Origin of the sequence: Polynucleobacter sp. UB-Siik-W21, from assembly GCF_018687415.1 — a bacterium.
In the GTDB taxonomy this organism is placed as follows: domain Bacteria; phylum Pseudomonadota; class Gammaproteobacteria; order Burkholderiales; family Burkholderiaceae; genus Polynucleobacter.
Genome location: NZ_CP061289.1, coordinates 2063675 through 2082856, shown reverse-complemented (window position 1 = coordinate 2082856; position 19182 = coordinate 2063675). Strand labels below are relative to the sequence as shown.

General features: G+C 41.8%; 27 protein-coding genes. 21 read left to right on the top strand and 6 right to left on the bottom strand.

The features are described 5' to 3' along the window. Positions 1-6: 6 nt before the first annotated feature. The gene (locus C2756_RS10865; protein ID WP_215319354.1) at positions 7-789 is read right to left on the bottom strand and encodes a hypothetical protein; all 783 of its coding nucleotides are present in this window, start codon (positions 787-789) and stop codon (positions 7-9) included. Positions 790-923: 134 nt separating this feature from the next. On the opposite strand from C2756_RS10865, the gene C2756_RS10860 reads away from it, so the two are divergent. Together C2756_RS10860 and C2756_RS10855 are read left to right on the top strand one after the other, a co-directional pair. Further along, positions 924-1652, top strand: coding sequence for a hypothetical protein (locus tag C2756_RS10860; RefSeq protein ID WP_215319352.1), 729 nt, complete (start codon positions 924-926; stop codon positions 1650-1652). 63 nt (positions 1653-1715) lie between these two features. Continuing rightward, the gene (locus tag C2756_RS10855) at positions 1716-2054 is read left to right on the top strand and encodes a hypothetical protein (protein ID WP_215319350.1); all 339 of its coding nucleotides are present in this window, start codon (positions 1716-1718) and stop codon (positions 2052-2054) included. Here C2756_RS10855 and C2756_RS10850 read toward each other — a convergent pair whose 3' ends face one another. Beyond that, positions 2055-2621 (bottom strand): site-specific integrase, encoded by a 567-nt coding sequence (locus tag C2756_RS10850; RefSeq protein ID WP_215319349.1) that lies wholly within the window; start codon positions 2619-2621, stop codon positions 2055-2057. A 969-nt stretch (positions 2622-3590) separates the two neighbouring features. On the opposite strand from C2756_RS10850, the gene C2756_RS10845 reads away from it, so the two are divergent. The 5 genes from C2756_RS10845 (at position 3591) to C2756_RS10825 (ending at position 6984) form a co-directional block, all read left to right on the top strand. Continuing rightward, complete coding sequence (locus C2756_RS10845; protein WP_112295091.1) at positions 3591-4028, top strand: DUF6641 family protein; 438 nt, start codon at positions 3591-3593, stop codon at positions 4026-4028. Positions 4029-4311: 283 nt separating this feature from the next. After that, a complete protein-coding gene (locus C2756_RS10840; protein ID WP_112295090.1) occupies positions 4312-4641 on the top strand; it encodes a hypothetical protein in 330 nt (109 codons plus the stop codon). 238 nt (positions 4642-4879) lie between these two features. Beyond that, on the top strand, positions 4880-5242 hold the full coding sequence (locus C2756_RS10835; protein ID WP_215306617.1) for a hypothetical protein: 363 nt from the start codon (positions 4880-4882) through the stop codon (positions 5240-5242). Between the two features lie 199 nt (positions 5243-5441). Beyond that, positions 5442-6662 carry a molybdopterin-dependent oxidoreductase gene (locus C2756_RS10830; RefSeq protein ID WP_215319347.1) on the top strand — a complete coding sequence of 407 codons (1221 nt, stop codon included), beginning with the start codon at positions 5442-5444 and terminating at the stop codon, positions 6660-6662. A 10-nt stretch (positions 6663-6672) separates the two neighbouring features. Then, on the top strand, positions 6673-6984 hold the full coding sequence (locus C2756_RS10825; RefSeq protein WP_215319345.1) for a cytochrome c, class I: 312 nt from the start codon (positions 6673-6675) through the stop codon (positions 6982-6984). 83 nt (positions 6985-7067) lie between these two features. Here the strand turns inward: C2756_RS10825 and C2756_RS10820 are convergent, their stop codons facing one another. After that, positions 7068-7418, bottom strand: coding sequence for a DUF3147 family protein (locus C2756_RS10820; RefSeq protein ID WP_215319343.1), 351 nt, complete (start codon positions 7416-7418; stop codon positions 7068-7070). Positions 7419-7521: 103 nt separating this feature from the next. Here C2756_RS10820 and C2756_RS10815 point away from each other — a divergent pair, with 103 nt between their 5' ends. The 12 genes from C2756_RS10815 (at position 7522) to C2756_RS10760 (ending at position 15482) form a co-directional block, all read left to right on the top strand. Then, complete coding sequence (locus C2756_RS10815; RefSeq protein WP_215296040.1) at positions 7522-7863, top strand: hypothetical protein; 342 nt, start codon at positions 7522-7524, stop codon at positions 7861-7863. Positions 7864-7946: 83 nt separating this feature from the next. Next, complete coding sequence (gene pstS / locus C2756_RS10810) at positions 7947-8984, top strand: phosphate ABC transporter substrate-binding protein PstS (RefSeq protein ID WP_215319341.1); 1038 nt, start codon at positions 7947-7949, stop codon at positions 8982-8984. 374 nt (positions 8985-9358) lie between these two features. Then, entirely contained in the window at positions 9359-9667 is a 309-nt protein-coding gene (locus tag C2756_RS10805) for a hypothetical protein (RefSeq protein ID WP_215319339.1), read from the top strand. A gap of 83 nt (positions 9668-9750) precedes the next feature. Next, positions 9751-10242: a peptidoglycan-associated lipoprotein Pal gene (gene pal / locus C2756_RS10800; protein WP_215319337.1), complete on the top strand. Its 492-nt coding sequence runs from the start codon at positions 9751-9753 to the stop codon at positions 10240-10242. A gap of 17 nt (positions 10243-10259) precedes the next feature. Further along, positions 10260-10781 carry a hypothetical protein gene (locus C2756_RS10795; protein WP_215319335.1) on the top strand — a complete coding sequence of 174 codons (522 nt, stop codon included), beginning with the start codon at positions 10260-10262 and terminating at the stop codon, positions 10779-10781. Between the two features lie 105 nt (positions 10782-10886). Continuing rightward, positions 10887-11102: a hypothetical protein gene (locus C2756_RS10790; protein ID WP_215319334.1), complete on the top strand. Its 216-nt coding sequence runs from the start codon at positions 10887-10889 to the stop codon at positions 11100-11102. A gap of 12 nt (positions 11103-11114) precedes the next feature. After that, positions 11115-11348, top strand: coding sequence for a DUF2789 family protein (locus tag C2756_RS10785; protein WP_215319332.1), 234 nt, complete (start codon positions 11115-11117; stop codon positions 11346-11348). 669 nt (positions 11349-12017) lie between these two features. After that, complete coding sequence (locus C2756_RS10780) at positions 12018-12911, top strand: hypothetical protein (protein WP_215319330.1); 894 nt, start codon at positions 12018-12020, stop codon at positions 12909-12911. Between the two features lie 172 nt (positions 12912-13083). Continuing rightward, on the top strand, positions 13084-13326 hold the full coding sequence (locus tag C2756_RS10775) for a type II toxin-antitoxin system Phd/YefM family antitoxin (protein ID WP_072584031.1): 243 nt from the start codon (positions 13084-13086) through the stop codon (positions 13324-13326). After that, on the top strand, positions 13320-13586 hold the full coding sequence (locus C2756_RS10770) for a Txe/YoeB family addiction module toxin (protein WP_371743111.1): 267 nt from the start codon (positions 13320-13322) through the stop codon (positions 13584-13586). Before C2756_RS10775 ends, C2756_RS10770 begins: the two co-directional genes overlap by 7 nt. A 163-nt stretch (positions 13587-13749) precedes the next feature. Then, positions 13750-14706 carry a sodium-dependent bicarbonate transport family permease gene (locus C2756_RS10765; protein WP_215319328.1) on the top strand — a complete coding sequence of 319 codons (957 nt, stop codon included), beginning with the start codon at positions 13750-13752 and terminating at the stop codon, positions 14704-14706. 128 nt (positions 14707-14834) lie between these two features. After that, a complete protein-coding gene (locus C2756_RS10760; RefSeq protein ID WP_215319326.1) occupies positions 14835-15482 on the top strand; it encodes an FMN-binding negative transcriptional regulator in 648 nt (215 codons plus the stop codon). A gap of 704 nt (positions 15483-16186) precedes the next feature. On the opposite strand, the gene C2756_RS10755 is transcribed toward C2756_RS10760, so the two are convergent. The 3 genes from C2756_RS10755 to C2756_RS10745 all read right to left on the bottom strand — a co-directional run bounded on the left by C2756_RS10755 (position 16187) and on the right by C2756_RS10745 (position 17839). Further along, a complete protein-coding gene (locus C2756_RS10755; protein ID WP_215319324.1) occupies positions 16187-16498 on the bottom strand; it encodes a high-potential iron-sulfur protein in 312 nt (103 codons plus the stop codon). A 244-nt stretch (positions 16499-16742) separates the two neighbouring features. Continuing rightward, a complete protein-coding gene (locus tag C2756_RS10750) occupies positions 16743-17510 on the bottom strand; it encodes a hypothetical protein (RefSeq protein ID WP_215319323.1) in 768 nt (255 codons plus the stop codon). Further along, the gene (locus C2756_RS10745; RefSeq protein ID WP_215319320.1) at positions 17507-17839 is read right to left on the bottom strand and encodes a cupredoxin domain-containing protein; all 333 of its coding nucleotides are present in this window, start codon (positions 17837-17839) and stop codon (positions 17507-17509) included. Before C2756_RS10745 ends, C2756_RS10750 begins: the two co-directional genes overlap by 4 nt. Positions 17840-18222: 383 nt before the next feature. Between C2756_RS10745 and C2756_RS10740 the strand changes: the two genes are divergently transcribed. Continuing rightward, positions 18223-18624, top strand: a complete 402-nt coding sequence (locus C2756_RS10740; protein ID WP_215319318.1) for a hypothetical protein — start codon at positions 18223-18225, stop codon at positions 18622-18624. Positions 18625-18801: 177 nt separating this feature from the next. Then, positions 18802-19119: a RodZ family helix-turn-helix domain-containing protein gene (locus tag C2756_RS10735; protein WP_215319316.1), complete on the top strand. Its 318-nt coding sequence runs from the start codon at positions 18802-18804 to the stop codon at positions 19117-19119. The last annotated feature ends 63 nt before the right edge of the window (positions 19120-19182 follow it).

The window sequence follows — 19182 nt, the reverse complement described above, 5'->3', positions numbered from 1 at the left end:
GATTAATTAAGCTGATTTAGCAACCGCACCATCAGCATCGTTTGCCGCTTTGATCTCTGCTTTGGCTTTGTCTTCAATCTCTTTGCCAAGTGCATACAAAGAGGTAAAAGCAGAGTTAACCAATCCGTCTTGACGCAAAACTGCATAGACACCAAAACTGCCGTCAGCCTGTTGCTCCGCTAAAAGTACGCACATATCACCTAGGTACTGAGCATCAGCAACATGTGAGAGCAATTCAGACTTGGCATAGCCAATAGGTGTTTTGCCTTTTAGATTGTTTTTAGCAATCTCAGCTTTGTCCGCAGGCTTGATGTAAGTAGCGCTCTTACCAAGACTGATCTCTTGAACGCCGCCACGCTCTTCCACCCATGCTGAAAAGTCAGTTATCAAAACTTTCTCTTTCATTGCCTGACGAATAACCAAAGAGTAGGTGCTGATACGGCGGCGATCTCTAGATCCAAAAACAGCACGCACTACACGTGTCGCTAATGGGAGATCCTTTTTATATGTGTAGCCACGATCTTTATAGAAAGACTCTAAAGATTCGCTACGTTGTTTAGCTTCTGGAAGTGTCAGGTCACCACAAAAAGCCAAGCAATCGCCCAATACTGCATATAAGGCTTGATTACTTGTTCTGTAGGCACCTTGTTCCCAGCTAATACGATTTGCTTCCATATTAGTAAGGGCAACGGTAGTGCCAACAGCAACATTAGCTACCTTGCTTGTGTCCTTTAAAAGGACGTTTGTTGTAACAGGGGTTGTATCTACTGCGTTTAATAATGCGTTCATTTTTAATACCTTTCTATTTAAGAAATATGACTGCTTGTTAAGAAATTTAACCGCTTGGCCATGTAATAACTTTATTCTTTTGAGGTAAAATTCTCTAACCCATACAAAAATGATCTATTTAGGATGTTAAGAAAATGGTGAAGTTTTTTGAGCCCTACCCAACGTTTGGAACTAAAAATCGTAGACAGCCCTTGTCTAGGCAAGAGCAAAGCCCTTATTACTGGTGGTGGGCGTACTTGCGCCGCAATAAAGACTATCTGGCAACTTGTGAAAAAGGCGGCAAGGGAAAATGCGCAAAGCTATATGTAGACTTTGGTGATGTGCGCGATGATGAATTTAGAGTTTGGTGGCGCGCGAAAGGGGTTGAATTATTTGCAGAGCAAATGTCTATCTACAAATTTAAAGAGATAGATGGCAAAGATGAAGTGCCTGACCAGTGGAGCAAAGATGACTTCATCTTTTTACAGGTGCCACTAACTTACGATAAGAAGTCACTAAAGAAGTATTTCAATGAGTTGCTGATGGAGCGCCATGGCAGAAAGAAAGGTCGCCCATCTAAAACTGCGAGCAAGACAACGGCCAAATATCCACTAAATGGAACCTACACGATTGCCAACTTAAGGCTGTGCCTACAAGTCTATGACCGCTACATGGAAACAAGATTAGGGGCTAATAAATTAAAGCTGTGGGAGATTGGTGCAGAGATGGGGTTGCTGGATAAAGACTCTATGCCTAATCCTAAAGACGATTACGCAGATAGGCTCGTTAAGCGTAATCGTTTGGCGGCAACAGTTGGAAGGTACATCAAGCAAGCCAGGACAAGAATTGATAATGCCGCTATCGGTAAGTTTCCAGTTGTGTGAAATGTCCTTTTAAAGGACATTTTGATATCCTTATAAGAACTTGTAAGCAAATATGAGGGTTATATGGATTTCTATCGAAAAGCACCAGTATGGGATGAGCAAAGTAACGTTCCTCATACGACAAAGTTAGCTAAACCTATAAAGCCTGTAAAGGTAAGTAATGCTCGTGTAATAGAGATTACTGATGCCAAGTACAGAGGGTCAATATTCAGTGGCACCTTCCTGCTGGGTGATCAAGTGCTCATTCTTGATGGAAAGAACAGATCCACGCGAGTTGAAGTGCTTTGTAAGTGGTTTGGTCACAGGCTTGCAACAAGAGGTTTGGCTTTTACAGTCAACCTTAAGAAAACAAGAGTGAACGACAAATACACTGGAGAAGTGTTTACTGACTTCTCCAAGTAATTAGATTAACTCAACAGCGGCCTTAAGCTGGTCTGGACTGCTATAGAGATAAGTTGCCGTAGTACTGATGTTTCTATGCCCAGCCAAACTCTTCAATATGTGAATCGCTGTGCCTTTATTGGCAAGTCCAGTTAAGAATGTGCGTCTACCGCTATGACTACTGGCGCCTTCAAGTCCTACAGCACGATAAAGATAAAAGAAATACTGGGTAAGAGAGTTGGATGAGAACCCCGCCTGTTTCTGTGTATAAAACAAGGGTTTCGTTGCATCTTTGATTTTGATTACTTTGATGTACTGCGCCAGCTCCTTTTGCATCCGTTCATTTAAGTAAACAGTACGAGGGTGTTTGCCCTTGGTTTGTTCGGGCATTAAGCGCACCTCACCCTTAATAGTGCTGTCGCCGCTTAAAACATCGTTTATGCGTAGCGCGGCTACTTCAGCTACTCGCATACCCGCGTAGTGCGTAAGTAGCAACATAGCCCTATTACGTGCGCTGTGCCTGCGTGTAGCGACGTGATCTAAAACTCTGCGTAGTTCTTGTGGGTTTAAAACTCTAGCTTGTGACATACGTTCTCCCTGAAATGTATTAAATACAGAGCTACAGTATGTTTTCTTATGTTTGGTTTGAGCAACCGAAAATGGCTGAAAAAGAACCGCTTTTTTATCAATGAGTTAGGCAAAAACATAAGAGTTCTCTACTTCTCTTATATTTATCGTGGCATTTTCGCCACGATATTTGATGGCCGTTTAAAACGACCTATATGCGTTTTAAATTTCGGTTCAGCTACCCAAGCCAGCGACATTATGAGATCAGTGCTTATTCGAAGGGTTTGGATGCGAGCTTAAGCTCGCATGTGATTTCGCTTGTCGCTCATCACATTACTTCTTCTCTTACTATGCTAAGAAATTATTAAGTTGAGATATTACTTAATGAACTTTTGTCAGATTCAACCTACACTGAGCCTTAAGCAACAGGCTCAGTAATAGAAAAGTTCTTTTGTCGAGTTCTTTACTACACCACTATAGGCACAACCAGTTTGGGAAGGGCGGTTTCGCTGTCTCCTTTTATGTGCGGCTTAAAACGCAACAATGACAAAAGCAATAAGTGGCTACCTTTGTCTTGTTTGAAAGTTGCTGTGTAAGCAGGGCTTTCTCGTGATCCATAAAACTAAGTTTTACGATCTTTGTGCTAATTCATATACTTGATTCATATTAGTCAGCAAGGCTAATGGCGTCCTGTAAAGGATAGTGAATTAAGTCTCTGCTACTGCCCAGAATTTCCATGACTGCGACTCTAAGTCCAGCTTTAGGGTGACATAACGACTGGGTGTCACTGCCCTTGTTTCAGTAGTAATAAGTTATGGCATACAAAACGTTCTTCTGCTTTGTCGTCGTAGTTATTTAGTGAAACCTAATAAAAGGAGAGCAGATCTGGTTCAAATCATTAGATCTTTGTGGATTTTGGCAAAAAGAGGTTGTCCATCCAAAAACTCTGACAATAAATTAAGTGTGCCCATTAACTTATAGGAGAAAAAGATGAGCACATTAAACAGTTTGAAAATGGTTAATTCAAAAAAGCCAACAGCTATACCGCCAGTACTACATCGTCGTAATAAATTAGCCAACAAAGTCTGGGAGCAGATCCAGTTAGCTAAAGCCAGCAAAGAAGGCGGCACATTTACTGTTAAGAAATTCAAAACAGTTAAAGACATCACTGGTGCACGTAAAACCATTGAACATGAAAAGCGTATTCGTCAGTGGTGGTTTGTTGCTATGGATGGCAAAGTTTGCTTAAACATCCGCTATGGTGCCAAGATCATTGAGTTTGCTAAAGGTAAAACTGCTGTAGAAGTGAATTCAGCAGAGGAGCTGATTAAAGCCCTAGAGATTATTAAGGTCGCCGTAGAGGCGGGTGAGCTTGATACTCAAATTGAAGCCGCAAGCGGCGCTGTACGTGCGGGCTTTGGCCGTTGATGTTTGTCCTTTTAAAGGACATTTATATATGGGGCGCACCGCAAGGTAGCCCCATAGGTGGCGATAGCTGTCGCCACCGATCCAGCGAAGCCTAAGACGAATGTCCTGCACCAGCTGGTGCGCTTAGGACAGAGAAGACCATCATTTTCCAGCACCACGTGGTGCACGTTTTGGAAAAGATGGGTGGGCTGAAGCCCCCATCGCAGAGGCGAGCCAGCTGGCAAAGAGCCGAATGCGACATGATTTAAAAGACCCGAGGGGCGCCGAGACTATAAATATTTGTATGAACAAATATCAAGCCCTTGTCCGTATCAATGGTCATCAAGTTAAAACAGCAGTATTTGCCGATAGTCAGATCCATGCGCGGCTGATTCTGCAATATCAATTTGGTATGAATAGTTTGGCATCTGCCCCCAGCTTGTCTGAGGATGAAGATGCGCTTACTGTAGATGAAGCTATCAAAATGATTAAGCCTATTAAGACAATGAATCTCAAGCAGGCAAGAGTTACCTCTCTTAGGCGTAATGTAGATTCAGCAAAACAACAATTAAAGCTCGAGAAAGATCGCCAGCATCACCAACAGGCTATTAAGCCGATCAGTAGCAAGCCCTAAAAATTTACCGCGCAATTTTCAACGCCAGTGGAGATCTCGGCCCCTGGTGATCTAATCTAACCCCACCTCGTATTCGTAATAATTCTTATTTTGAAAATCAGGCGATTTGGTATGAATTCAGGGAATTTTTAGTAATCTTTTGAACTAAATTGATTTTTGTGACTATCGGGATGAGAGGTATAGCTAGTATTGATATCTAGCGGAGATAGAATAAGAAAAATATTTGGAGAAAATTGCTATGAAAAAATTTGATTTGCATGCCTCAAGAAATTTTAATAATGACAGCTACTTTGGTTCATTTGAAGTTAATTCAGTAGATGACTTTTATGAGAATTTAATTCTCTACTGGAATAAAGCAGGCCTGCGCGAAGGAAGGGATGAAATGATCATTACTTCAAAAGTTGAATTCGAAGGGGAGATCTATGACTTTAATCTTGGGCACTATGTTGTAGCTGATGACGAGGATGAAGTTGAAGCGTTATTTAATACGCCTGATAAGGATGAAATAGAAAGTTCAATCACTAAACATCTAATTGGCGATTATGCGGGTATGAATGAAGATGACATGTTTGAGCGTCTTGTAGAGGCGCTAATTAAATAACCTGTCCTTTAAAAGGACAAGTCAATTAGACATCCCTGTGTTGGTCAAGCATCGGTTTAAGTGAGCCTGATCTAGGGTCGGTGCTCGCAATGTCTTTTAAAACAACATTTTTAATGCTCGATGAGGGTAATCACCAACGCATGCCTCTTTAAAAGTAGCTATTCTTACTTGAACCAAAAATACTATGGAGGAGACATCCATGAATTCAGAAAACTTTACCAATAGACGTAAAGTCATTACAGCGGCCTTGGCTGGTGGAGCCAGTTCTTTATTGCCATCTTGGGCAATGGGGGGAGAGAAAGCGAATTTACCAATAGCCTATGGTGAACGCGAGCTCATGGCCTTTCCTGAAAAGAAGCCCATGATTGTGTTGACCTCTAGGCCTCCTCAATTAGAGACTCCGTTTAGGTATTACGACAATCATGTCATTACGCCAAATGATGAATTCTTTGTGCGTTATCACATGGCCGGCATTCCAACATCCATTGACCCCAATACTTATAGACTAAAAGTTGGTGGCAATGTAGAAAAGCCTTTAGAGATTTCTCTAGAGTCGTTAAAGAAAAACTTTCCATCTCAACGTATTGTTGCTGTTAATCAATGCTCTGGTAATAGCCGCGGTTTATTTGAACCTAGAGTTAATGGTGGGCAACTCGGTAATGGTGCGATGGGTAATGCCGCTTGGGTTGGCGTTGCCTTAAAAGATATTTTGAAGGCGGCCAATCCCGGCGGCGGAGCTAAGCAAGTAACTTTCAATGGCTTGGATCAGCCAATTCTCCCAAGCGATTCGGATTTTGTAAAAGGCCTAGATATTGATCACGCCATGGACGGCAATGTGATGGTTGCCTATCAAATGAATGGCACAGATATCCCATTCTTAAACGGCTATCCAATCAAGTTAATTGTTCCCGGCTACTACGGAACATATTGGGTTAAGCACCTAAGTGAAATTAAAGTGGTTGATGATGTATACAACGGCTATTGGATGAATCCTGCTTATCGCATTCCTGATAATGACTGCAACTGTGTTGCGCCTGGAACTGCTCCCTCTAAAACGATTCCAATTAATCAATTTACGATTCGTTCATTCATTACGAACTTCACAGACAGTAGCGTTGTCGCTGTTGGTAAGCCGGTTCAAGCCCGAGGCATTGCCTTTGATGCGGGCTATGGAATAAAGAAAGTTTTGTTCTCGCAGGACAATGGACAAAATTGGACAGAGGCAAGATTGGGTCAAGATTTGGGTCGTTTCTCATTTAGAGAGTGGCGCATTGAATTTACGCCAAAACAAAAAGGGACAATGGACTTGAGGGTCAGGGCATTTAATCATGCTGGCCAAGTTCAGCCCATGACTGCAAGCTGGATGCCGGCTGGCTATATGCGAAATATTGTTGAGACTGTTAAAGTCACAGCGGTTTAAGGAGAAGAATATGAAAAAAATTATCCTCCTTCTATCTGCTCTTGCTTTGGCACAAATGGCACAAGCTAAAACGATTGAGTTGCCAGCCGATACTGTTTTATGGCGACCATCGGATTTGCCTGGCTATCAGCTGACTTTACAGAAATGTTCTACCTGCCACTCTGCCCACTATGCAGAATATCAACCGCCCAATACGGGAGTTGGCTATTGGAATGCTCAAGTTTTAAGGATGAAAAATGTATTTAAGGCGCCCATTACTGATGAGGAGGTTCCGGCGATTGTTGATTATCTTAATAAGACCTACGGGGCCAATAGAAAATAAGGTTCGGTATCTTCAGACCCTGGTAGATTTCGCCCCGGGCCACCAAGAAACACCAAAACCACCTTCGGGTGGTTTTTTCATCTCTAGAGCAGGTTAATTCCAAAGCTCTTCATCACCAAGGCAAATAAGCCAAAACAGATAACCGTTGCCACTACGCAAGCTCCCATGGTTATCCAAAATCCTAGCTTGGGAAGTAGGTATGGAAACAGCAAAAACATTGGCAATGTGGGAATCACATACCAAAAGGTGTAATAGGCGTGATTGGCTATTTTCTCTTCCGGCTGGTTTTCTACATAGAGCCACACAAGAGTTAAAAGAGTCATTAAGGGCAATGCCGCAATAAAGCCACCCAGTCGATCACTTCTTTTGGCAACTTCAGAAATGAATACAACCATTCCTGCAGTTAGGAGATATTTGGTAACAATCCAGACCATATCAACCCTTTGACGTTAGATAATCAATCTATTGTAGGAGTGTCGTTTAAATCGGCATCTATTGTCATATAACTGTCATTTATCCAAACTAGAGTGTCAGCAAATGCGTAGCTCATCAAAACTGCTGGTAACTCTAATCTGTATTTTTATTGTTGCCTTTAAATGCACTTCTGCGGCGGCTTTTGTTCAAAATGGATTAGGGCAAGTTCACAAGATTAACGGCGTAGCATCAAAGAACTTTTGCCTTTCAAAATCATCTAATCAAGATATTAAAAACGCCAACTATTTTCAGTTTTCATCTCATGTGCTGGGATATCTTGAATCTGATCCTAAGCCAGAATTGAGAAATACTAAAGCTATCATCACAAATATTGCCGAGTACTCAAATCCCCACTTGAAGATAATTTCTAGTCGAATCTTTAGACCACCTCGGTCCATAGCCTAAATCACGTTTTCAATTTTTAAAACTCCAAGGGGCTTCACTTTGGGGTGCAATGTTATGTATTTTTAATTTAATAAGGATTTTTTATGAAACAACAGTTTAAAAAAGTTATCACTGCGGGCATGTTCATTGCTTGCTCATCTGTGTTTGTACAGGTTGCTCAGGCAACAGATATCACTGGCGCAGGCTCCTCTTTTATCTATCCAGTGCTCTCTAAATGGTCTGAAGCTTTTAAAGCGAAAACAGGTAATAACTTGAACTACCAGTCAATTGGATCTGGTGGCGGTATCAAGCAAATTAAAGCTAAGACAGTTGATTTTGGTGCTACTGACGCTCCTATGAGCTTTGAAGAATTAGAGGCGAGTGGGATGGTTCAGTTCCCAGCAATTATTGGTGGCGTAGTACCTGTTGTTAATATTGAAGGCATAAAGCCAGGTCAACTGAAGCTATCAAGTGATGTGCTGTCTGATATTTTCCAAGGAACAATCGCAAACTGGAACGACAAGCGTATTAAGTTGCTTAACCCTGGCCTTCAAATTCCTGCCGGTGAGATTACAGTTGTTACTCGTGCTGATGGTTCTGGTACAACAGCGATCTTTACTAATTATCTTTCTAAGGTAAACAAAGGCTGGAAAGATGCAGTTGGTTTTGGTGCTTCTGTGAAGTGGCCAGCTCCGTCAACTGTCAGCGGTAAGGGCAACGAAGGGGTATCGGCAAACGTAGCTCGTATTAAGAATTCAATCGGCTATGTAGAGTATGCATACGCTAAGAAGAACAATATGATTTACACACAAATGAAGAATGCTGAAGAGAAGTTTGTAGAGCCAACAGCGGCCTCTTTCGCGGCGGCTTCTGCAGGAACTGACTGGTCTAAGTTTCCAGGCATGAATACTTTCATTACTAATGCGCCTGGCGCCAACGCTTGGCCAATTACTGGCGCTACGTTTGTGGTGATTTACAAAAAACCTGAAAACAAAGCTACCGCATCAGAAACCATCAAGTTTTTTGATTTTGGCTTTAAAGATGGCAAGAAAATGGCTTCAGATTTGGACTATGTGCCAATGCCCGATGCTACTACCAACTTCATTCGTAAGAGTGTCTGGTCACAGGTTGATACTAAGTAATCTACTTAATTTTGGTAATCAAAACCACCCTCCGGGGTGGTTTTTTTCGATTAAGTCTCAATAATGTCCTTTAAAAGGACAAATCAAGTAGACATCCCTGCGCCAGTCGATGTCGTTTAAAACGACATTTCTAATTACGCCCAAGGGTTAGTCCTAGCTATATTCCGCCCTACTTAGAGCTAAATTGAATTGTCATAGCAAAAGCCAATTCAAGATCGTTATCGGTTGGAGGAGACACTAACCACCTTAGGGTGGTTTTTTATTTGCATAGGTTGGGTAGCGTGTCGTTTAAAACGACAAATTTGGTAATCGGGTATAGAATCTGAACCATGTTGCTCCGCAAAAAAACGCTGGTTTTATTCATATGCTTTTTCATGATTGCATTCAAGGCGGCCGCTGGAAGTATTTTTATTCAAGCCGCAATTGAGCGGGCAGAGCTTGCTTATAGTTACGCCAACGGTTCAATAGTGATGCAAGTACAGAACATTGCAGAATCAGCAGATGACAAAGAGCCGGTTCACACCATGTACCTCATGAGTCATGTAACTGCAAATATTACCGAAATTGGGATTACTGTTTTTTCTCCACCGATTTCAGTGGCTACGTTTTCTATTGCAAATGAAGTTTTGTTTTCGCAAAACTTCCCCGACTCAGCCTTTAAGCCACCCAAAGTTACAGCCTAATTTTCTTAGGTGGGACATGCTTTAGCGGCATGCCTCTTTGTTTTTTGGCTACCGATGTGTAGCTATATTTGGGAAATATCATCATGTATAAATTTGTAAAAATATTGCCTTTGGCGTTATTGGTTTTATTCGTTTCTGCTTGTAGTAGCGTTAAGTTAGATGACGCCAATGGTGTGGCTGAAGTTAATGCTGGCGGCTCAATGACTTACGATCCCATTAGTGATCCCAAGTCTAGCGTATATGGCAAACGTTCGATCTATTTTGAGTTTGATAGCTATACCGTAGATCCAAAGTATGTTTCAACAATCTCTGCCCATGCCTCTTACTTAAAATCGTTTCAAAAGCAAAAAGCCTCCGTGATCATTCAAGGCAATACCGACGATCGTGGAACTGCAGAGTACAACCTAGCCTTAGGTCAAAAGCGATCCGAAGCTGTTAAGAAAGCTCTAGTTGCACAAGGTGTTAGCGAATCTCAGTTGGAAGCGGTGAGCTTTGGAAAAGAAAAACCCGCTGACCCAGCCCAGACAGAATCGGCATTCAAAGAAAACCGCCGCGCTGATTTTTCATATCGCTAAACATCTAAGGCTATTCAATGAAAAACATAATCAAGCTCAGTTTGATGGGGATTGCTTTCCTAAGTGGATGCGCGACAAACGTTGCACCCAATAACCCAGTGCAAGTTGCTAAAGTTCCGTCGCCAATGACAGCTCCGGCTCCTGATCACTCGGGATCTGTAGCTAAACGACTTAATGATTGCATCATCCGTAGCAATCAAAGTGCTGATGCATTGTTGGTAGACAGTCAAATTATCGCTGTTACAAAAAATAATCCTCATGCCAAAGCCCTCTTTAGTTCGCCAGATAAATTGACGGATCAGCAAGCTGTGGCATTGAAGAATTATTTGGCTGAAGCTAATTCGTGTCGGCCAATTGCTTTGGAGGGTTTAAGCCCCGAAAAGAAAATGGTCTATGAAGATTTCTTTAAAAAGATTGATGGCGTGTATGCCGATCTTATTGCCAAAAAGATCACCATTGGTGTGGCTAATCAAGAAAGGCAACTACTCACTCAAGATGCCCATATGAAGAAACTAGCACTCCAATCTAAAAAGAATTAGTGCGATAGATTTATGGCTAGATATAAATTTACATGTCGCTCTTGTAGCTTTGAATGTATTAGTGGCATAGGTAGAGAGGTTGGGATTCAATCATCTAAAGTGGTAATGGCCTGTAAATCTTGTTCAACCATTGATGTATATACGGTTGCTCATCCAGGCAGTATTAATACAGAAATTAGTATTGCACCTGCTTGTACAAGTTGCCACTCTACCAAACATTTGGCAGAGTGGGATGGGCTTACTTGCCCACATTGTCAGATGAATATGCGAGCCATAGGTCCAGATGTAGATGTTGTTAAATCTCGCTTTAAATACTGGTGAAGGAGAATTCCGATGAGCATGAACAATAGAACTTTGGAAGAGCTTTTTGAGCAGTTAGGATTGTCATCCCAAAAGATTCATATGGAGAGATACATAGAAAGGCATCAACTTAAGCCAGGGTCTGTCCTTCACGATGCCATTTACTGGGCACCAGATCAAAAAGCATTTTTGATTGAAGCTAAGGCCCAAGACTCAGAGTGGTCAGAAGTAGTAGATCAATTGGCTAATTTATTAATACAAAAATAAAACTTTTATTACGGTAACCGTCGCGTTAATAGACGTTCACTAAGATGTCCTTTAAAAAGACTTCTCATATATACGTATATATGCATATATAGTTACTCGAACTAAAAGCCATGCCTACTTATTGGCTGATGCATGTATACATACGTATATGCGTATGTAAGGAATCTATCATCCACTTACGGTATTAATGAGTTGTCCTTTAAAAGGACACTCCATGCGTAGGGTATCCCGATCAAGACAAGGAGAACTCATCCTTGTGTCAGTCAAATCCCCACTACGTCACCAAACTCATATGTACTCCTTGCGTGGGTCAAAATAACTCAACCAATTCAGTCTCTTAGATCACCCCATATAAATTTTGTGCACAAAGTTAGACTCGGGTGGGGTGAACCTTTTGAGAAAACAGCGATGTCGAGTCTAGCAAGGGAGTTGAAAATCCTTGTGTCGGTGGTTCGATTCCGCCCCGGGCCACCAAGAATCTCAGAAACCCTCACTTTTTAGTGGGGGTTTTGTTTTATGTGGCTACTGTATTAACAATGGCCTAGTGTGTAGATCCTAAAAGCGGGGATGTCTAATCCTGTTTAACTGTTCCAATTGTCATAAAAAATATATTAGTATTAGTAAAAATAACAATATTTTTTAATATCACATTCAACTTAGGGGCTTGCGATGCAATTTTTTAAGATTTCCACAATTATCTTTGTTGCTTTATTAGCCGTGGCTTGCGGGAAAAAAGAACCGATGTATAACAATCCTAAGGGCATAGTGATTTATAAGGATGGAGAATCTTTAACTGATCTTGCAAAAAGAATTATGGGAGCAAAGATTGATTCCCTAGGTATTGCTTTAGACCAAGATCGGTCAGTATATGAATCAAAACCATTTTTGATTACAGGCGCCTTTAATCAACCTGGACATCCAATATTTGATGTTCAATTGACTGGCTGTAATGCTGATAAAAAAATAGCATTAGGCTCACTATTTGGTGAGTACGGATGCAATAAGGAGTCATTATTAAAACTCAAGAGTTTGTCGGCAGGCTCAAATTCGGACATCAAAGAGATGTGCGCTCCAGCAGAGATGGACGAGGCTCAAGAAGTTTGGGCATATGCAGATACAAAGAAGGAAATATATTGGGGGATATCTGGCGACGATATTGCATCCGCCGGAGTTTATAAAGGCTCAATACCTATGGGCGAATTCGGTGTTATGCCGTGCGATAAAGCATCAAGAGAAAAATATAAAATCAAAGAAGCGAAGAGAATTGAAGACGAAAATAAGTGGTACATACCAGATGTTTTTTTAGGTAAGTATGTTGGCGGTTGCAAAGAAGATCGGAGCCCAGGCGATGTCATTAATGGCCTAGACCTTATTCACGAGCCCTATAAGATATCTGGTGAAGTTAAGCAGGGAGATAGAGTTATGCAAACAACCATTGAGTATATAAACAGGGGCGGTTCAATAACTTATTTCAGGGGTAAAGAAAGGTGCGAAGCAGCAGCCAATCAGCAAGTTTCGAATCAAGATCAAGTTAAAAAATCTAATCAGAATAAATATAAGTAATTAAAAATCCCTAATGGGGATTTTTATGTGGCCTTGGTCGATTCCGCCCCGGGCCACCAAACTCAAATAATGCCCTGCTTTGTGCGGGGGCATTTTCTTTTGGTCGGGTGGATGAGATGGCCACTTGACAAAGCGTACGCTTTTGCGTACTATATTGAAAAGGAGTGAAATCATGACCACATTAACCGCAAGTGAAGCTCGAGCAGGCCTCTACCGTTTGATTGATCAAGCGGCAGAGTCACACAAGCCAGTAGTCATTTCTGGTAAGCGAGCAAATGCTGTTTTAGTTTCTGAAGAAGATTGGAGCGCTATTCAGGAGACGCTTTATCTATTGGCCATTCCAGGAATGCGTGAGTCAATTAAAGAGTCAATGGCTGAGCCTATTACTAAAAGTAAAAGGGCATTGAAGTGGTGACTTGGAATTTAGCTTATTCCAAATATGCCATTAAGGATGCTAAAAAACTATCTGCCGCAGGCCTTAAAGATAAAGCCCAGGCTTTATTGGATATTTTAGAAGTAGACCCACTCCAAAACCCACCGCCTTATGAGAAGTTAGTTGGTGATTTAAAAGGATCTTACTCACGCAGAATTAATATTCAACATCGCTTAGTTTATGAAATTTTGCGCAAGGAGAAGACGGTTCGAATCTTAAGAATGTGGACTCACTACGAATAAAGTAGGGGTCAGTCTAGAGCTAGAGTCTGGCCTCCTTAGCCCTGGTCGATTCCGCCCCGGGCCACCAAGAAATACCTAAACCACCTTCGGGTGGTTTTTTCATTTAGTCCTCAGGCTATATGGGGCTAATACAAGAAGTTCCAAAATTACCTAATATGTTGATATGAGTAATTTTTTAGATCCAGCAATTCTCTTCTTTGTCTTTGGTGCTTTTGCTGGTGCTGTGAAATCCAATCTAGAAATTCCTCAGCCTATTGCTAGATTTTTATCGTTATATCTTTTAATGGCTTTAGGTTTAAAGGGCGGTTTTGCACTTCATAAATCAGGCTTTACGCTTGAGATTGGCTTGGCCCTTGGCTTAGCAATATTTCTAGCAATCATCATTCCGTTGATGGGCTATTTAGTTCTCAGATCTAAGCTCAATAACTACGATGCTGCCGCTATTGCTGCTACTTATGGTTCGGTGAGCGCGGTTACTTTTATTACTGCAACCCAAGCGCTTGATCAATATGGCATTGCCTTTGGTGGACATATGGCCGCCGCAATGGCTTTGATGGAATCCCCAGCAATTATTCTGGCAATCTTATTGGCAAACAAAGCGAGGGCATCAGCTGCAAACTCACAGCAGTCTGTGGGTATGTCCAAGATTCTTCACGAATCATTTACTGATGGCGCACAACTTTTGCTGCTGGGTTCAATGATCGTTGGTTTAGTCAGTGGTGATGCTGGCCAAAAAATAATGGCTCCATTTTCAATCGACTTATTCAAAGGAATGCTCGCCTTCTTCCTGCTTGATATGGGCTTGATGGCTGCTAAGAACTTTGAGGGATTGAAAGGTAAGCCGCCCATTACTTTGTTTTATGCAATTGGCGCACCTTTGGTTCACGCCTCTATCGCATTAGGACTATGTAAATTAGTAGGCTTGCCATTGGGCGATACCGTTTTGTTGATGGTGCTTGCTGCCAGCGCTTCTTACATTGCTGTTCCAGCAGTATTAAGGCACGCACTTCCTGAAGTAAATCCCGCTTTATATATGGGGATGTCATTGGGAATTACCTTCCCTTTCAATATCATCTTGGGAATTCCACTTTACGCGTATGTTGCTAGGCTCACTTATTAAGTAGGATCAAATATCCTCAGCCCAGATCGATTCCGCCCCGGGCTACCAAGAAACATCAAAACCACCTTCGGGTGGTTTTTTGTTTAGTTTGGAATTGATTTTTAATCAATAAATGTTTTAATTAGAAGATGTATATCCCTTCGCATTTTCTTGAGACTGATTTAGAGAAGATCTCTCAATTTATTAAAACTCACCCTCTTGGACTAATGGTTGCCAATGTTGATGGAGATCTGGTTGGAAACCACCTCCCTTTTATGGCGCCCAATGGAAACATAGCTGTTGGGAGCAAGTTAATTTCACACACAGCCAAAGCAAATCCAATATGGAAAATTGGCGAGAAAAAACAAAAAGTATTGTTAGTCTTTTCTGGATACGAAACTTATATCAGCCCATCTTCATACCCCACAAAGAAAGAAACTCATAAAGTTGTTCCTACCTATAACTATTTAAGCGTTCACATCAATGGAACGCTATCGGCTATCCAAGATGAAGCGGATAAACATCAAATTGTGAAGATTCTTACGGAGAAAATGGAGTCAAGCAGAAAAGATCCGTGGGCTGTTACAGATGCTCCAAAAGATTACATTGAAACGATGTTGGCAAATATTGTGGGAGTTGAGTTATTAGTTGAAAAAATTGAAGCGAAGTGGAAGGTCAGTCAAAATCGTCCTGCCAGAGATCGCCAAGGTGTTATTGATGATCTAAGGGGGAATGCCGAGGATTCAAATAGCCTAGAGATGGCAAGAGAGATTGAAGAGAGAGGTGGCTTGAATTAGGATTAGACATCTCAGGCCCTGGTCGATTACGCCCCGGGCCACCAAGAAACACCAAAACCACCTTAGAGCGGTCCTCATACTTTACTGTCGGTTTAACCGACTCCACATCTGCGGATGCCACACACCACATAGTCAATTCCACTCCGAACCACAGATCTCGGTGCCGATCGAACACCTGATCTTGTCGGGCTTATGTCATTGTCTAAGCTATTGTTTTAGCTCATTTTTTAAGCTTCTAAGGCGTAGGTCGCACGTTCGAATCGTGCTGGGCAGGCCAAATCTCTCGATTTATTGTTGTTTCCATTACTGTTTCAGGCTGGTCAATTGCGATCTATTGATCTGATCATGATCTAGCTTGGCTATCGAGGAACCTACCTTGTAATAGGGCGTGACGGATCCTGGGTGACTATGGGCGACTCAGTTGAAATTTGAACCCTGGTGATCAGGTGTCGGTTTGGCCCGACTGCGGAGTGTCCGGTTACGTGACGGTCATGTGGTTTTTAATGGGCACTCAAAAATGGCAACTTGGTCATGGTTAGGTGGCAAAGAATGGCCAATAAGAGACGTTTTTAAAAAATAAGGTTGCGCGTCTTTTGAGCCCAGGCTCCCAATATGGATGCTCTTTTTGCTTTTTCAGAGCGCGGTCTTTAATTTTTTTTAAAAAGAAAGGCTGCCTAAGCAGCCTTCTAGTGAGTGCTAATTTCTTAAGCCTTCTTCGCAGCGTAAGCAGAACACCAACCCTTGCTTGAAACTTGTTTGCCAGCGAACAGGGCGCAACCACCTGCAGCAGAACCTGCGGCACCTTGATATAAGGCGCAATTATTGCAGGCCTGTGGGGCGGCATATTTTGCGAACTTGGCTTTATCTACTTTAGAGGCGTCTGACTTATAACCCAAGGCTACGGCTTGTGGATCAGTTTCAGCAACCATAGCTTGGGCTTGAACATTACTATTTATTGCCAATGCACAGGCACCAGCGGCAGATAAAATCATAAACTGGCGACGACTATTCTTCATGCGAGCTCCTATTGACGGGTATAAGTTGGTAAACAACTATTTTAATATAGGAGGCTTCATTTTAAGTAGCGTAACATAAGCTATTGAATTACATGAAGATTTAGTTTGTCTGCCTAAGTTAAATTCTGAGTTGTATTGAATTTGAATTAGACCGTTTTATAAAAAACCAATTAACAATCGTCCTTTAAATGGACGATTGGGCGAAAGGGAATTTCACATCCCTGCGTTGGTCAAGCGTCGCTCATTAGAACTCATACTCAACCTGCATACGTATTGTGTTTTTTGGGGATGCGGTAGTTGTTCCCCAAAGATAGGCAAGGTTATAGACAAGTGCTTCTTTTCGACCAAGTTTGGTTTTCCCAAATATGGCTGGTCCGACACTGGTTTGCTGTTGTTGATTCGTGTTCCAATTATTCAGTTGTCCAAGCCAAGAAAACAGTTGTGCTCCCAGCTGAAGCTCGGGTTGAAGGCGATACTTCACTTGCCCCTGATAGCCAAAATAGGTGCCTTGATTTTCGGTGCCAGTGTAATGACCTTGCATTAGTAGGTTTAGGTTTGCCTGCCACTTATTCCAATCCTTTTGCAATAAAAAACCATACTTAGCCTCATACCCTTCATTTCGATTTTGCGGGCGCTCTAATTCAATTAAGAACCCCACATCTACAAAATATTTTCCAGTCTCAGTCAGTTGAAATTTATTTTCCCACTCAATAGCATCAAATTGAGAGTTATTGCCGTCCCAAGTATTTTTTCCATATATTTCGGTAAACCACCAAGAAGTGACACCATAACCAAAGCCGATAGAGGCGCCTGACTGCCTGGAGTCTTCTCCGCTTCTAGGCTTTTGGGTGCCAAATTTGGTGTCAATCTCTCGCTCACCTTCCTCAACTCTTGGGCTATAAATGTAGTCAGCTGGCCCACTGAGATATTCACCAGCATATGTAAACGTAGCGGTTAACAAAAAGATAGATGCCACTATCCATTGAACAAGCGGTATGACAATTCTTTTCATTTAACAATGACCACACCTTGAGCAGTTTCTGGACTAAATTCACCTTCAAACTTATAGCGCCCTGGTGAAAGTGGGCCAATATAAAAGGAGGCACTACTGTTCGCTTTAATCAGAACTTCTCGGTTTAGATCGTAGCTTTCAAACTCTTCTGGGGTGTCATCCAGATTCTGAATCACCAGTCTTACTTTGGTGTCTGCTGGGATTTCAATTTGGGAAGGTGAGAAGCGCCCCTTTTGAATCTTGATGGTGATTTCTGACTGGTTAGCGCTCACCAAGGTAGCAACCCCAACCATTAAACAAAATAAGGCGTAAGTAATAGTGTTTTTCATAAAATGAGATCTTTATCAAATAAGAATGATTCTCATTGTATACCTTATTGAGAATCATTATCACTAAATAAAAGAGGGTAAATACCCTTAGCGTGACTGCTTTGGGTATGTCGGCAATTGGATTAGACATCCTCGGCCCTGGTTAGATTCCGCCCCGGGCCACCAAGAATTCTCCGAACATTAGAAGTGGTCCGTAGAATCTCTAGTGTAGGCCGCGGTTTGGCACCATTTCCCCTTGGTTTTCCAAATTCTCCCCGACTGGAATCGTCCTTTAAAAGGACAGTTATTAATGGGGGATTTGTCATCCCCGTGCCAGTCAAGTGTCGATTTAAGCCCCACTCTTAAAAATAGACTAATTCAGTCATTTGGTATTAGAGTTTCTTATGGATGAAAGTCACGCTTTCAAAGAACAGCACCTAAAGCAACTCGAGCTAGACAATCAAAGTCATAGTGAGAGAGCTATAGCCGTATCTAAGTTATGTGATGATTGGCAAAAAGCAAATCTGATTTTGACATCGAAGGGTCTACCCCGTCTGACCTTGAGAGAATACCAAGAGTCTATTAACTACAGTCCAGATGATGCGCTGGTATTTCTAGCTGGCGTCGATGAGCAGTGGCTTAAAGAGTACCAAAATCGCGTTAAGCAGAGAGAGCGAGCCAGTGCCATCTACCATTCAAATCAACCGCAATCTGTATGGTCGCGAATCGGGGAATTTACTCGAATAGTTGCAATTGGTATTTTCGTAGCTTTATTCGTTGGCTTCATCGTTTTGATGCTGTATTGATCTAAAGAATATGTATCCCCGCGAAGGTCAATGTCGTTTAAAACGACGCTGACTAGGCTATTTTTTAAAAAGATTCTAAATTTAGCTTCTTGTAACCAAATATTAGTGTTATCCCTTAGTTGCATAAGTGATTGAATTCCATATAAGATATACATCTATTCTTTATTTTGGTGCGCCATGTCCTTATGCGATATTCGTTCTGCCAAGCAAATAGGTAAGCTATTGCGAAGTTCGCGGGAAGCACAGCGAGCAAATCTTCAGCATATATCTAAACAATGTGGAATCAGCGTCGCCCAATTGGTTCATATTGAGAACGGCAATCTTTTTGCTTTTGAAAGTAATCTAGAAAAGATCATGAGCTACTCTAATGTTTATGCTCAAGCATTAAACGTTGATTTAAATGCCATGAGCCAAGCCCCCTCAATCATGCCAACAAGATATGTGGTGGCTCCAGTAGATAGTCATATTCCCCCATTTCTAATGAAGAAATCATAAATTCTAATAATTAGTTCTGATTGCCGGCTCCTACGGGCTTGACCACTTTTTGTGAAAACTTAA